The sequence below is a fragment of the Spirosoma utsteinense genome (assembly GCF_014282275.1).
Lineage (GTDB): Bacteria > Bacteroidota > Bacteroidia > Cytophagales > Spirosomataceae > Spirosoma > Spirosoma utsteinense.
In genome coordinates, this window is record NZ_VFIA01000012.1 from 78,750 (window position 1) to 93,446 (window position 14,697).

13 protein-coding genes are annotated in these 14,697 nt (G+C 50.8%); 6 read left to right on the forward strand and 7 right to left on the reverse strand.

Annotated features, from left to right (window positions below):
* The first annotated feature begins 7 nt into the window (after positions 1-7).
* The 5 genes from FH603_RS28560 to FH603_RS11595 all read left to right on the forward strand — a co-directional run bounded on the left by FH603_RS28560 (position 8) and on the right by FH603_RS11595 (position 5,262).
* Positions 8-445, forward strand: a complete 438-nt coding sequence (locus tag FH603_RS28560) for a hypothetical protein (RefSeq protein WP_235985406.1) — start codon at positions 8-10, stop codon at positions 443-445.
* 48 nt (positions 446-493) lie between these two features.
* A complete protein-coding gene (locus FH603_RS11580; protein WP_186737658.1) occupies positions 494-1,216 on the forward strand; it encodes a hypothetical protein in 723 nt (240 codons plus the stop codon).
* A gap of 83 nt (positions 1,217-1,299) precedes the next feature.
* Positions 1,300-2,673, forward strand: a complete 1,374-nt coding sequence (gene eat, locus FH603_RS11585; protein WP_186737659.1) for an ethanolamine permease — start codon at positions 1,300-1,302, stop codon at positions 2,671-2,673.
* A gap of 66 nt (positions 2,674-2,739) precedes the next feature.
* Positions 2,740-3,810 carry a hypothetical protein gene (locus FH603_RS11590; protein WP_186737660.1) on the forward strand — a complete coding sequence of 357 codons (1,071 nt, stop codon included), beginning with the start codon at positions 2,740-2,742 and terminating at the stop codon, positions 3,808-3,810.
* Between the two features lie 78 nt (positions 3,811-3,888).
* Positions 3,889-5,262, forward strand: coding sequence for a LapA family protein (locus FH603_RS11595; RefSeq protein ID WP_186737661.1), 1,374 nt, complete (start codon positions 3,889-3,891; stop codon positions 5,260-5,262).
* Between the two features lie 414 nt (positions 5,263-5,676).
* On the opposite strand, the gene FH603_RS11600 is transcribed toward FH603_RS11595, so the two are convergent.
* The 3 genes from FH603_RS11600 to FH603_RS11610 all read right to left on the reverse strand — a co-directional run bounded on the left by FH603_RS11600 (position 5,677) and on the right by FH603_RS11610 (position 8,951).
* A complete protein-coding gene (locus FH603_RS11600; RefSeq protein ID WP_186737662.1) occupies positions 5,677-7,005 on the reverse strand; it encodes an ammonium transporter in 1,329 nt (442 codons plus the stop codon).
* Between the two features lie 112 nt (positions 7,006-7,117).
* On the reverse strand, positions 7,118-8,272 hold the full coding sequence (locus tag FH603_RS11605) for a porin (RefSeq protein ID WP_186737663.1): 1,155 nt from the start codon (positions 8,270-8,272) through the stop codon (positions 7,118-7,120).
* Between the two features lie 328 nt (positions 8,273-8,600).
* Positions 8,601-8,951 (reverse strand): 4Fe-4S dicluster domain-containing protein, encoded by a 351-nt coding sequence (locus tag FH603_RS11610; RefSeq protein WP_186737664.1) that lies wholly within the window; start codon positions 8,949-8,951, stop codon positions 8,601-8,603.
* Between the two features lie 134 nt (positions 8,952-9,085).
* On the opposite strand from FH603_RS11610, the gene FH603_RS11615 reads away from it, so the two are divergent.
* A complete protein-coding gene (locus FH603_RS11615; RefSeq protein WP_186737665.1) occupies positions 9,086-10,132 on the forward strand; it encodes an aldehyde dehydrogenase family protein in 1,047 nt (348 codons plus the stop codon).
* 167 nt (positions 10,133-10,299) lie between these two features.
* Here the strand turns inward: FH603_RS11615 and FH603_RS11620 are convergent, their stop codons facing one another.
* From FH603_RS11620 to FH603_RS11635, 4 genes are all read right to left on the reverse strand, one after another.
* Complete coding sequence (locus tag FH603_RS11620) at positions 10,300-12,057, reverse strand: alpha/beta hydrolase (protein ID WP_186737666.1); 1,758 nt, start codon at positions 12,055-12,057, stop codon at positions 10,300-10,302.
* A gap of 117 nt (positions 12,058-12,174) precedes the next feature.
* Entirely contained in the window at positions 12,175-12,717 is a 543-nt protein-coding gene (locus FH603_RS11625; RefSeq protein ID WP_235985407.1) for a collagen-like triple helix repeat-containing protein, read from the reverse strand.
* A gap of 143 nt (positions 12,718-12,860) precedes the next feature.
* Complete coding sequence (locus FH603_RS11630; protein WP_186737667.1) at positions 12,861-13,580, reverse strand: hypothetical protein; 720 nt, start codon at positions 13,578-13,580, stop codon at positions 12,861-12,863.
* 192 nt (positions 13,581-13,772) lie between these two features.
* Complete coding sequence (locus tag FH603_RS11635; RefSeq protein WP_186737668.1) at positions 13,773-14,651, reverse strand: glycoside hydrolase family 16 protein; 879 nt, start codon at positions 14,649-14,651, stop codon at positions 13,773-13,775.
* Positions 14,652-14,697: the final 46 nt, after the last annotated feature.

The following is a 14,697-nucleotide window of genomic DNA, read 5'->3' on the forward strand; positions in this document are numbered from 1 at the left end:
AAACAGGATGATTCGAATTACACAAGCTGGAGTAGGCCTACTGGCGTTTGCGCTGTTCGTGTCGGCCATTGCTCCGTCGATTCAAATTGAAAAAGACAACTACGGCCACCAACCGAACAAGTTAGCTTCAAACGCCTATATCCAATCCGATTCGGCCGGGAAAGATCCTGAAACGGGCTTGGCGCTGGATGATCAGTTCATGCTCGTGAAGGGCCAGTGTACAGCCTGTCATAGCAGCAAGCTGATTTTGCAAAGCCATTTCTCGCGCGAGAAATGGGTAGAGCGCATCCGGTGGATGCAGCAAACTCAGAAACTGTGGGATCTGGGCGAATCAGAACCTGCTATCCTAACTTATCTTACCAAACATTATGGCCCGCTAGAACGCACGTTCGACGGTCGGCGTGAGCCATTAAAGGCGGTAAAGTGGTATAAATTAAGCAAATGAACCCGACTCAGAGAATGAACAACGTTTCATTCTCTGAGTCGCCCGCCTATGTCAGCAACTAATTTTTACCAGACCTTTTACCAGACAGAACAGCTTTTCAGGTTGGATAACGAACGCTGGGGCGCTACCGAGCCGATCACAGAGAAGCCATCCAGCGAATTAATAGTAGAACCTGTAAGTCAGATCGAGGATGATTTCCTGGTGGAGCTGGACCGGTTGGCAACTTCTCCAGAACCGATCCCACTAGTCGTTGAGCACCTCGCCCCCCCCCCCGTGGTTGCCGTTGCCAGCCAGCCCGAACCGGTTGTACTTATAACCACTCCCGAGCCATTACCCCAGCCCGCACCACGCCCTACAACGCCTTCGATTTTGCCTCCGATTCAGCAACAAGCCCGTTTACCACAGCTCAATCATAAAGTGCTTCTGTTAGCCGATGAAGAATTAGATCCCAGCAATCTGCTATTTCTGGAGAAGATCCTGAAAGCCGTAAATTTGAACGTCAACGGCGTAGACTTGCTGAACCTTCATGGCGTTCAAAATATAGACTTTGCGGAGTTGCTAAAGGGCAAATACATCAATCACTTCATCACCTTTGGCGTACCATTCGAGCGTATTAACCTCGACATTATGATGGACCGTTACGCGCCGGTTCGCTTTGAAGGAATTAACTTTCTGATGGCCGATTCACTACCGACAATTGAAGCCGATCAAAATTTAAAAAAACGGCTGTGGAGTGCGCTCCAGCGTGTATTTTTACAACGGTACGCGTAAACCGTCCAGTTCTTCGGCAACCTGATAGCGTACTCTTGCCCTTTCCTGTTCACTTACCACTTACGTTCATAATATCCCTTTTTATGGGCGAACCTCCCAACGGACCTTCACGGTCGATCCAGGCAGGAAATGCGAACGATCCGGTTCAGCCTGGTCTGCGAAAGGTAATCTCGACTACCCAACTCTGGGCCATCGCTGTTGGCATGGTTATTTCCGGGGAATATTTTGGCTGGAACTACGGCTGGGCTGTTGCGGGCACCATTGGCTTCCTGATTGCTACCCTGCTGGTCACGGTGCTTTATCTCACGTTCATTTTCAGCTATACGGAACTCACAACAGCCATCCCGGATGCAGGAGGACCGTTTGCCTATGCGTTTCGGGCGTTTGGGTCAACGGGTGGATTTCTGGCCGGGTTTGCCACACTGGTCGACTTTTTAATGGCTCCACCGGCTATAGCAGCCGCCCTGGGTGCCTATGCTCATTTTCTGAATCCGGCCTTACCGGTGCTGGGCGTAGCTATTGCTTCCTATGTTGTCTTCATTGGCATCAATCTACTTGGAGTAAAAGAATCGGCGAACTTCTCAGTCATTGTAACAGCACTCTCGGTAGTGGAGCTGGTCGTATTTATGGCGCTGGTGGCCCCAGCTTACAAGACAGAAAATGTACTGGCCCATAACGAGTCCTTCGGTATTGGTGGCATATTTGCCGCTCTCCCTTTCGCCATCTGGTTCTATTTAGCCATAGAAGGGGTAGCCATGGTAGCGGAGGAAGTAAAGGATCCACACAAAACCATTCCGCGCGGTTATTTGCTTAGCATCGGCACCCTGGTTGTGCTGGCTTTGGGAACAATGCTCCTCTGCGCGGGTGCAGGCGACTGGCGGCAGTTGAGCCAGCTCGATTACCCGTTGCCTGAAACATTGGTTATGGTATTTGGTCGTCAAAATTCCTGGGCCAAAGTGTTTGCCGGGTTGGGCCTGTTTGGACTCATCGCATCGTTTCATGCGAACACACTTGGGTACTCGCGGCAAATTTTTGCGTTGGCTCGGGCCGGTTATCTGCCGCATTTCCTGGCCACTGTGAACCGTCGTTTCCAGACTCCTCACTGGTCCCTGATCGTTGGTGGTCTGGTTGGTTTGGCTGCCTTGTTTTCAGGCACCACCGGCGAAATCATAACCCTATCGGTCATTGGTGCCCTGTGTATGTACATTATGAGCCTGTTGAGTTTATTTCGACTCCGGAAGACAGAACCAGCGATGATCCGTACCTACAGTACCCCATTTTACCCGGTCGTACCGTTGATTGCGCTCTCGTTATCCATCCTGTGTCTGCTGGCTATCATTTATTACAATCCCGTTCTTTCGCTCATTTTCAGTGGCCTGCTGCTGCTATCATGGGTGCTTTTCAAACGCTTTGCGCCCCATCTCAACCGCCGGTCTTCAGGCACGGTAGTCAACTAATCCCTACGGTCGTACACCTTCGCTTCTTCCCCTCCCCCACCGAGCTAATTTACCCGCCCGCCTTCGATGACTGCTTTCTCTCGCTTCTACTCCTTCTTTTCCCAAAACAGCGCCACGGTACCGCCTACAGCCCATCCAGTCACGCCCACACCTTTACCCATACGCTCAGTGGTTGTGCCGTTACCGGAGTCGGTCGGGCCAATAGACAGCCTGATTTCTCTCATTCCTGAAGTACGTCCACACTGGCTCTCCGATTCAGATTCGTTACGCGATGAAGGGGTCCTGTTCGGTTTATCGGATGCTCAACCGGACGAGAAAGTTGCCGAGATTACAGCCTATTTTCGCCAGCAGGTAGTGATGGGCGAGGTCCAGCGCGAACAACGTGCGGAAACCGTAACCGCACTGAATCGACTGATCAGGCAGCGTGAGGCTGAGATGAATGGGCTTCAGAAACGCATCGAAGATCTGACGAACAGCGATATCACTGGCGACGGCCTGATTCGCCATACGGTCCGTCTATTGGGAATGGCGGCCATAGTTGTTGGCACATTTATATTGATTGATGACGCCCTCTACCCTGTTTTTACTAGCCATTGGATAGCCATAGGTGTCTTTCTGGCCGGTATATTCAATTTGTCTGGCCGAACGTCGTTCTTTTATGAAGAAGGTTCAGCACTGACAGGACGCCAGGTAATAAAGGCGATTGGATTGCCTTTTGCTGCCTCGGTCTTTGTGCTGACACACGCCTTGTCAAACCAGTCTATTGCTCAGTCAACGGCCCTGTTCGTTTTTACCTTTTTTGTGTTTTTACTGGCCGGAAAGGTTTTGTCAGACACCGGAATCAGCCTTGAAAACGATCTGTCCCGTATCAGATCAGACAAGCAACAGGCAGCTGACCGGAAGCGGCATCTGCCCGACTGGGAACGACATGTTAGGCAACTGACCGGCGAAATAGATGACCTGCACAGGCAACTACGGGAAGCGATAATGGTAGGCGGTCAGGCCGAAGCGACAGTGGCTAGTCTGAACGCCCAACGCGACCAGCTTGTTAACCTTTTTCTGAGCGAGTTTGAACTGGCCCGGAGCCTCCGTTATCGGCTCAGTGAGCAACAACGGCAAGCAATAATACATCGGTAAACTGTTTGCCTCTGCGGTTATTAGTCTTCAACAGGTAGACACCACTAACTCGCAGCTGACAAACACAAACGGAACACTGTGGAACCAAACAATCACTCCGACTTTCAACATGGCTACAGCAGTGGCGTGGGGGGCGTCAACCGGGAGACATACGAAGGCTATTTATCGAGTCAGGTCAACAGAGACTGGCTTACTGAACGAATTCAGGAGAAGCGTGCCGAACTGGCGGCAACTGAACGGTACACGACCGAATCCAGAGAAGCCAACCGAGCGGCCTTTGCCGACCTACAAAACCATGCGCTTCAGGTAGAGCGGCTGGAAAAACAGGTCAGCCTGCGTGAATCCAGCCGCCTGGCCCTCGAATCAGATCTTGACGCGCTGCGTAAGCGCCGGTCCAAGGCATCGCCCGATTATTCGCTGTTGGCCGGTTTGTTATTTTTGTTTGCGGGGATATCGTTTCTAGCGGGAGACCTGATCATATCCCATGAAATCGTGGCTTATGCGTTGAACATCCGAAACACCAATGAAGCCTGGGCGTTTGCGGTTGGTTTGGCTATGGTATCGATTCTGTTGAAACCGGCATACGATCGGCTAATCGAAAAGCCATACCTCGAAAACCCTGAGCAAAATCGTACTAAATACGAGCGCTTTAAAATTGCGCTGGCTTTGTTTTCGGTGCTTACGTTGGCCGTGCTGGGCTGGTTCCGTTATGAAGCTTACCGCACCGATCAGCTAAAGGGAGCCATTAACAAATCGGTTCGTCAGTTACAACTCAATACTGACCCAACGGCAGCAACTCAATCGCTGGACGCGGCTACGCTCAACAAGATTGAGAAGCAACTCAGCGAGTCGAGTGAGTTAAATCTGGCACTGGTCAACAGCCCATGGGCGTTGCTATCGTTTGTGCTGAGCGGCATTCTTTTCGCCCTGGCAGGAGCCGTATGTCTGGGCATTTCCCTGCCAGTGCTATCGGCGTTCTGGTTTCGATGGTTACAGGCAGACCCTAAGATCTGGAAATTACGTCGCCGGATAAAGCGGCTGGACAAGGAGATCGCTCCGTTGGAAGCCCAATTGGCCGAACAGCGTACCCGCCAGAATATATTGCAGCACGACCTCGATCTTTTACCTGCTCTCGATGAATTGACTGAGCAACGCCGGGCCATACAAGCCGAACTGAACGACCTCCTTTCCGAATTGAAACTGGCTCAGACCGATAGCCGAATCAGCAACTTCAATGATGGATACGGGCAGGGAGAAGCGACCCGTACGGTATTGACCGACGACGAACAGCAGCAGTTACGCAGAGAAATGCTGGACCTTCAAACCAGCAGCCGCATCATGGGTAATCGTCCTACCGAACGGCCGACATCATCTGACAAGCCACAAAATGGCAAGGCACAGGAAACAAGACCCCATCAGATGATTCGGGATTTTCTGTCTGATGGACAGTAAACGCTGTTTCATGTAGCCTGGACGGCTACGTCCGGGTTGGAGTAAATGTTGTTTACTCCAACCCGGACGTAGCCGTCCAGGCTACATGAAACAGATGTACAATAGGGTATAGCTCCAAGCCTCACAAAATTATTGATTTATAGTATTCAGGCTCCTTCCCGACACTATGCTATAGGGTGTCGGGAAGGAGCCTGAATACGTATGAGGGAAGTATAACTCGCTGAGAAGCCCATATCATTCAGACTGGGCATAAAGCAGGAAACCGCTCCCAAGCGGGGGCGGCTCCATGAGTACAACAAAACCACAGTAAAGCTGTCAGACATTGGCCGGACAGGGTGCCTGTGGCTCTGTTGATGTATATGTGGTGAAGTACGGTAACCGACTTATGTCAGCTACCGTTCAACCAGGATACCGCTAGGCTTCGATCAGGAATTCGTCGTGCTGACTTACATCCAGACCCATTTTTTCGTCTTCTTCCGATACGCGCAGTGGCAGGATAAGGTCTGTCACTTTCAGCAGCAGTAACGACATACCAAATGCGAAGGCAGATACGGCTACTAAAGCAATCATATGCTCAATGAACAGACCCGTTTCGCCAAAAGCCAGCCCTTCGACCGCGACGGCTGAGTTAACGCCTTTACTGGCGAAAATACCCGTCATAATCATACCAACCATACCACCCACACCGTGGCAGGGGAATACGTCAAGGGTATCGTCAAGTGTGGATTTCGAACGCAGGTGAGCTACATAGTTAGAAACCATAGCGCCAACTGTACCAATGAAAATAGCCGTTGGAATTGTTACGAAACCGGCCGCCGGTGTGATAGCTACCAAACCAACGACAGCACCGATACAGAAACCAAGCGCCGACACTTTCTTTCCTTTAGCAGAATCGAACAGCACCCAGGCCAAACCAGCAGAGGCAGCAGCCGTGTTGGTCGTAGCGAAAGCTGAAGCGGCCAATGGCGAAGCCGATACAGCCGAGCCAGCGTTGAAACCAAACCAGCCAAACCACAGCAGACCCGTACCCAGCAGTACGAACGGAACGTTAGCCGGTGGGAAATAACTGGCTTCAAGGTGCGACTTCCGACGCTTCAGGTAGATAGCACCAGCCAGCGCAGCCCAACCAGCCGACATGTGAACAACGGTACCGCCCGCAAAATCAAGCACACCCCGTTTGAACAACCAGCCTTCAGGGTGCCAGGTCATGTGGGCCAGGGGTGCATACACCAATAGGCTGAACAGAATCATGAACAGGACGTACGACCGGAAGTTGATCCGTTCGGCCATCGAACCCGTTACCAGAGCAGGCGTAATGACGGCAAACTTCAACTGGAAGAACGCAAATACCACCAACGGAATCGTTGGGGCCAGCGACCAGGGCTTACCGTCAAGTACACCCTTGAACATAAAATGGTCCATTGGATTACCGATAAAGCCACCAATCGATGAGCCGAAGGCCAGGCTATAGCCAACAACCACCCACAAAATACTGATAACACCCATAGCGACAAAGCTTTGCAGCATGGTTGAGATCACGTTCTTGTTGTTTACCATTCCACCGTAGAAATACGCCAGACCCGGCGTCATCAACAGTACAAGGGCCGTAGCGACCAGCATCCAGGCAGTGTCGCCAGAATTGATACCTTCGGTCACGATTTGGGTCGGAACAGCCGGCATAAAGACAGCCACCAAGCTGATAATCAGCAGAATGGCGAGAGGAATGTAGTTTGGTTTTTGCATGGTATTCAAGGGGTTTTTGTTGTACTAAATAGGGTGTTTAGTTAAGTTGTAAATAAGAGAAAGGGGTTGTTGGCCAGGATCGGATTTCGGACAAAGCCAGTTGGAACCTTGCCTAGAATTTAAAAATAGCCGCCATACCAAGCGTAGCCTGCGATGGTGTCAGTGAACCGTTGTTCTTCTCAAACTTATCTGCCGAATAACTGTCAATACGCAGCTCAGGCTTGAACAGGAGGTGTCCGTCTGCGGCTGTGATATTCCCCGTTACGGTAATCGAGTTCACACTTGCCCCAACGCCAGCCGCATCCGTCAGCGCACGAGCCCCATTTTTATTGTCGAACGTTTCATAGCGGACGCCAAGCGCGAACTTGTCGGTGAAGGCATAGTTGGAATACACCGCTACACCGCCCCAGCTCCTGGAGGTGGCAGGCCCACTGAAGCCCTGATAATCGCCCTTCTGCGACCCAGAGGCTGCATTAAGGCCCAGGAAGAACTTAGAGGTAACCTGGTAGGTAGTTGTCAGGTCAAATAGGGCATAGGATGCATCATCAGCCGGTACGGCGTCTATTGACTCCGATGCTTCGTTCGATACAATTGCATTCAGGTAGACGTTCCAGCCTGATGCCGGAGAAATGAAGAGCTGACTGATGAGCCCTTTCTTCTTGTTGTTGTCGAACAAATTATCGACGTTATTGACCATGCCTACCATCAACGAAGCCCGATCGCTGAACGCATATTGTGCTTTCAGACCGATATGATAAAATGGACCGTTGTTGAAAAGATTCGAGAGTGAATAGTTGAAATTAACTGGTGCGTCAATCACTTCATAGCCAATGTGGGTACCAAACTGACCAGCCGTGAACGACAATTTACTACTTGCTTTGTAGGTGATATAAGCTTGCTTGATAGCGAGCGACGTAGAGCCGGGTCCCAGAAATCCTGCGTAGTTACCGTAGTTGCCCAGGTCTGCAAACGGGCCAAATGTCAGGTCCATTACGGCATCGACCTTATTAGCTGAGTAAACTGCTTTTGCCTGAACCAAACCAATACCGAACTGGCCAGCCTTTTGATCAAAAGCACGTGCGTTTCCTACTCCAGTTCCATTAAGCCCCAAATTAGACTGGCTTTTGGGGTTATTGAAGTTGCCGAAATAATACGTATCCATATAGCCCGAAAACGTGAATTTTCCAGGTGTTACGGCAGTGGAGTCTTGGGCCTGAGTGCTATACGAAGCAATCAAAGAGGAAATAAGTAAAAGTGTTTTTTTCATGCTATTAATTTGGTGGACGAATTAATACAGTTGTGGTTTGTTTGGGACAAATTTTATCAGATAAATGATATGTTACAAGCGACTAGCGTAAAAAATTGTACTCTTTTCCTAAATGTTCATAATAATGTTTTAAATGTTCTATATTTTAATAGCATAATACCGGAAATACGATATTTACACCTTTGTATAACTTATTTGGCAAGTGTTAATATAAACCAAATAATATTTGCCTACTATAAACTAGATTATGATTGCCAGATTCTCTTTAAAATGCAAAAAAGCCCGACTAGAGGCTAGTCGGGCTTTTTTAGTACAAAACTGAGTAGATTTATGCCTCTGCGTGGAGCCAGGCCTTCTTGGCAAGGAGCGTCTCTTCGTCTTCCACATGCTCAGGATCAGGTACGCAGCAATCTACCGGGCAAACCGCGGCACACTGGGGTTCTTCATGAAATCCCATGCATTCAGTACACTTATCACTTACAATGTAATAAAACTCGTTCGAAACCGGCGACTGAGGTGCTTTGCCACTTATTACAGTGCCATCACCAAAGTCAACGTCAGTTAGTTCGGTTCCCCCGCTCCAGGTCCATTCAACGCCACCTTCGTAGATAGCTGTGTTGGGGCATTCGGGTTCGCAGGCACCACAGTTGATGCACTCATCGGTAATCATGATTGCCATGAGTAGTACAAATTTATAGAGCGTAAATTCAGGTCTTTTCGAATTGGACAACAAATATAACTATTTAAAGGTTGGCGACAAACTAAAATTTAATTACAAAGGTTGATGGGGTATTCCATTTGTTTATCAACTACATGCTCCAATCTGAACGCCTGCAAACGTTCGTTGCCTTAGGCAACTTTCTGCGATCGACCGAGGCAAAACCTGAACTTGCCGAAGTAGTGCAACAAGCCAACTACCGTAATAACTGGTTTACGCCCGAAAATTCCCTGAATGCTTTACAGGCCATCGCTGATGAGTTTTTGACTGTCGACTCACTGACCAGCTGGCTTAGTCAATACACGATCAAATCCGATCATACACCCCGTAGCGTTGGTGTTGTCATGGCCGGAAATATTCCAGCCGTTGGATTTCATGACCTCTTGTGTGTGTTACTTAGTGGTCATCGGCTTTTGGCTAAGCTTAGCACACAGGATTTTGTACTAATTCATTATTTAATACAAAAATTAATAGAGATTAATCCAGCCATGAGCGCCTGGATTGAAGAAGCAGACAGGCTCAATTCGGCTGATGCATTTATTGCTACCGGCAGCAATAATACGGCTCGCTACTTTGAGTATTACTTTGGAAAGAAACCCCACCTCATCCGCAAAAATCGAACATCGGTGGGCCTGTTGATGGGCGAAGAGAGCGAAGAGGAATTTCTGAAACTTGGCCATGACATCTCGGACTACTACGGCCTTGGTTGCCGTAATGTATCCACCATTCTGGTTCCTGAGGAGTATGACTTCACACCCCTGCTGCGTACGTTGGAGCCTCAGGTATCGATCTACCTCAACAACCACAAGTACCAGAACAACTACGATTACAATAAGTCGATCTACCTCATCAATGCCGTTCCCCACCTCGACAACGGCTACCTGCTGGTTACGCAGAACGATGCGCTGGTTTCACCGATTTCGGTTCTTTATTTCCAGACTTATAGATTGCAGGAAGACGCTACCAACTGGCTAGAGACGCGCGCCGACAAAATTCAGGTCGTTGCCTCGGCTCAGGCCAATGCGGGTCACAAGGGTCAGGGCTGGTATCCCGGCAGCGTGGCCTTCGGCAACACCCAGCGCCCCGGCCTGACCGATTATGCGGACGGCGTCGATACCATGGCCTTTTTACAAGGATTATAAGGGAGGGAGGAAAGGGAGGAGGGGAGGAAAGGGAAGAGAGGGAAAAGGGATTGCTGACGCCAGCACTTCCCTCCTTCCTTCAGCGCTATCCCTTTCCTTTCCTTCCTCCCTTCCCCCTTTCCTCCCCTTCCTCCCTTCCCCCTTTCCTCCCTTCCTCCCCTTCCTCTTCAATACCTCCAGCTCTTCAAATCCGCCCCTTTGGGAGCTGAGACCTCGATACGCTTCATAATTTTGTCGATGTACATCGTATTGTATCGCAGGCGGCTGATATAATTAGGCTGGGTGGGGTCGCCGTTCCAGCAGTGTTCTGCCCGGTCGCCGTAGGCTACTTCGCTGTCGGCCGTGGGGTTCTTCACCCCTTTCAGGAAATCTTCCATCAAATACACCGCATTGTTGAGGTAGTAGTTATCCATGTCGCCACAGTAAAGGTGGATTTTGCCGGTTACTTTGGGGCCCAACGTTTTCCAGTCACGCTTGAGAATATGCAATAAGTCATAGTGATCGCGCCAGTATGTGGCCACCGCCGGGTCGATCTCGCCGGTCAATTTATCCCAGATTCGTTTTGGGTAACCATCCGGCCCGGCGGGTGAGTAAACAGCTTCCCAGATATCGAACTGTTCGCCGGAGCGCGTGTGGGTACCCAGTGCCAGTTCGCGATGATTGGTTTCTTCGATCGTCACTTTCACCTGGCCCAGGTAGTTGCGCTGACCCGGCCGGGGCGTCCGCCGGAAGGGGCCTTCGCTGTAATACGCGTTTTTGTCTTTGTAAAGGTTAAAAACGGTGTAGGCATCGAAGGCAATGGGGTCTGGACAGGCGGCAAAGCAGCCATTGAACTCGTCCGGGTAAAAGACCTGAGCAGCCAGTGCTTCCCAGCCTCCCGTAGACCCACCATACGTAAACCGGGCCCACCCCTGCCCGATTCCCCGAAACTGCCGCTCAATTTCGGGCAGTAGTTCATACATGATCGCATCGCCGTAGGGGCCAATGTTTTCTGAGTTCACAGCGTATGAGTCGTCGTAATAGGGATTGGCGTGCTGTATTTCCACGATCAGCATACGCGGAAAATCTTTACTCGTCCACTTCTTGTAGAAGTCATACGCTTCCTGGGCCACAATCTTCTTGTATCCATAGAGCTTGAACCGTTCAATGTAATCGGTCGTGTCCATATTAGCAGGCGGGGGCGTCTCACTAAAACCGTCGAAATCGGCGGGAAAATGACCGTGGTTGATACAGATCGGGTAACGCGCTTCCGGATGTTCAGCGAAGCCGTCGGGCAACAATACATGAGCACCCAGGTACATAGGCCGACCCCAGAATTCGGTCAGGCGTTTGCTCTGGATCTTGATGTGTTTGATGAACCGGGTGTCTTTCGGGACTGGCAAATCGGGATTGGCCTGATCCATGACAACAGCAACAGATTGTTTGCTGCCCGCTTTAATGGTTATTCTCTGTGGTTTACTGAACAGGTTGCCGGGCGCCGTACGCCAGTTCTGTCCTTCGCCCCTGTCCATTGGCAGCTTTACTGTGTTTCGACTTCCGTTCGGGCCGTTCTTGATCTGAAATGTCTCGTACCTGTGCAGGACAGCCTGCACGTAATAATCGCCGGGCGACAGGTCGCGCAGGCTCCGTTTGGGATAGCCGAAGGCACTGGCATCGACCAAGGCGGCCTGACCGGGCTTAAGTCCATTAACGTCCAGAGCAAATAGTTGAGCCGTTTCAATGGCGTCACTCACCTGCTCTCTTGGTTCGGGCTTGTTCGTTTTCGCCACGATGAGCAAAACGCGCCCATCAAGAGCCTCTTTACTCTGGGAGGCAGGAAACGAAACAGAGAACGTAGTAGCGCCGACCAACGGGCGGGAACGGGCTGGCTGGGCAACGGCACGGAGCGTTCCGGCCAGGGCAAACAAGAGTAGTAGTCGAGTCATGGTGAGTAGGCGTTTGTTCGAGTTGCAAGCTACTCGATTTGGCTAAATTGCCGCTTCCTACCAAACAAAAAGCCGCTGATCGGGTCGAACAGCGGCTTTACCAAGGTTTAACGGACGTTAGTCAGGAATATTGAATGCCTCTTTGACGGCGGCATAGTTCGTCAGATCGACACCGGCCAGCCGGCCGCTGGGCGTTCCACCGGGGATAATCACGTAGCGAAACTGTTGGGTAGACAGGGCGTAGGAGGCTCTAAAGTCAACGCGACCAACGTAGATACGCTGGTGAACCGTATAGGTTGTCGAACCAATGGATTCTGCATAAGGCAGGGTAAGGACTCGACCACTCTCACTCCAATAGACGCGAATGTCGGCTTTGTCTACTGCCTCTTGTGTGATTTTAGGAGCGGTTAGCGTTCCGTTATATAAGGTGCCGCTGCCGGAGAACGATACACTTGTCCAGGGGGAGTAAATGACATTGGCCGTACCAATATCCCCTTTTGGCCCCTGGGCACCCGTGTCCCCCTTTGGCCCCAGAGCACCTGCCTCACCTTGCGGGCCGGGATCACCTGCCTTGGGTTCACACCCGCTAACGAGTACACCTAACAAAACGAAGAGTGCCAGCGCACCCGAAATCATTACTTTTTTTCTTTGTGTGGACATGATACAAACGATTTAATTGATTGACCACTTTGTCGGGCAACCAATCTGGCGGGGCAACAAAAGATTATAGTATTACGTCTACCATTGATCGAACGGTCATATAGGCAGGATATAGCGACGTTTACATTTGTGGTAAAACCAACTTAATGCGTACTACCGGCCGCTCCCGCCCGGTTGCCGACAGCTGGTTCAACGGCATCCAGGGCGGCCATCCGGAACGAGCTGGTTTCGCTGGCCAGTTTATCACCATCTTCCCATATCCGGGCTTTACCTACTGGAATCAGCACTGAGTTGCTGGCGTCACCGGTTTTAGCGGTGAAGGTGAACGCATACTGAAAGTTAATAATACCATCATTGCTCAACTCGCCCGAGATGACCGAAAGCTGCGTGTTCTGGATGCCACTTTGAACACCTTTTGTTTCAGCGAAAATGGTGAATTTATTGCCGAACCCAGACACATAGGAACCAAGGCCCGTAGCGGTTTCGCTACTTTGCTTAACGTCAAGCTTCACCTCATCGCCAGACTGATCGTAGAATTTGAATTTGTAGTCACTGATTACCTTGCCTTTGGTCCAGCTATCTTCAGTTCCATACGGACTCAGCAGTGTGTAGGGGCTGGCAATAAAAATACCGGCAAGCTGGGGTGGCTGCGTCCCCTCGTTGATGACCAGCCCTTTGGCTTTCAGGTCGTCGAGGATTGCCCGCGGCACAATGCGCTGGATCTTGTCAGAAAGGCCCGTAGACGGATCGGGAGCCACCTCTTTTTCCTGACAGCCTATCAGGAAAAGGGTCAGAAAAAAACCAAAGCCCACCAACCGGGCTGACAGATAACTTGCCGGGTGCGGAGAAAAGGAGCGTGTCATAAATCAGAAAAAATTTGGTGTGGATAGATACTAGATTCACTCCTTAGTCGCACCTGGCTATCCGGATGGATACAGATAACTACCATTTTATCCGTTTTTTTAGCTACCCTTCTCTTCCAACGAGCAGGGGGGATGGCTAACCTTTTCGGCTTGCCATCCCCCCTCCTCCCTTTAGCTCTTATTGCCTGCTCCTTACTGATACACCCGCACGTAATCGACTTCCATGCGTTGCGGCCATATACGCTCATCCACGCCTTTCTGACCGCCCCAGTTACCGCCGACAGCCAGATTCAGAATCATAAAAAATGGCTGGGTAAACGGCCACTGTTGTTGCGTTCCACCCGTGGTCTGGGCGTTCATGCTGTAATATTTCTGGTCGTCTACATAGAAATCGATCTGGTTTCTGGTCCAGTCGATGGCATACACGTGAAAGGCAGACGTGGCCGTTGGTACGGTAGTTTTGCCCTCTTTTTGGGTGCCTTTTCCGTGGTTGTAGGCTTCGGTATGCAGCGTGCCATGCACCACGCCTTCTTCATAGCCGACATGCTCCATAATGTCTATCTCACCGCAAAGGGGCCATCCGGCGGTCGGGATATTCTCGCCCAGCATCCATATAGCCGGCCACGTACCCAGACCCGACGGAAGTTTCGCCCTTACTTCCATTCGCCCATAGCGCCAGGTGGCGGTTTTTTGGGTCAATAGCCGGGCCGAGGTGTAGTTGCGCCCTTGATACGATTCTTTGTGGGCCTCGATGATGAGGTTACCTTTCTCGATGCGGGCATTCTCTTTACGCTCTTTGGTGTAAAACTGCAACTCATTGTTCCCCCAGCCATTACCGCCCACATCATAACCCCACTTTGTCGAATCGGGCAGCCCGTTCTTATCGAACTCATCAGCCCAAACAAGCTTACGGGCAACGGGCGTCACCACACCGGGTACCGTGGTTGTACTAACGGGGGGAGCTACCACAACCGGCGGCTGAACGGTGGGCACGGTCGTTTCGGGGCCTTTGCAGGCAAGTAAGATCGCAAGTAAAACAGCATTCATCAGGGACAGGGATAGGGTTTTCATAAATAGCAGACAGAAAACAGATGTATAGCCAGGATAGTGGGTTTTA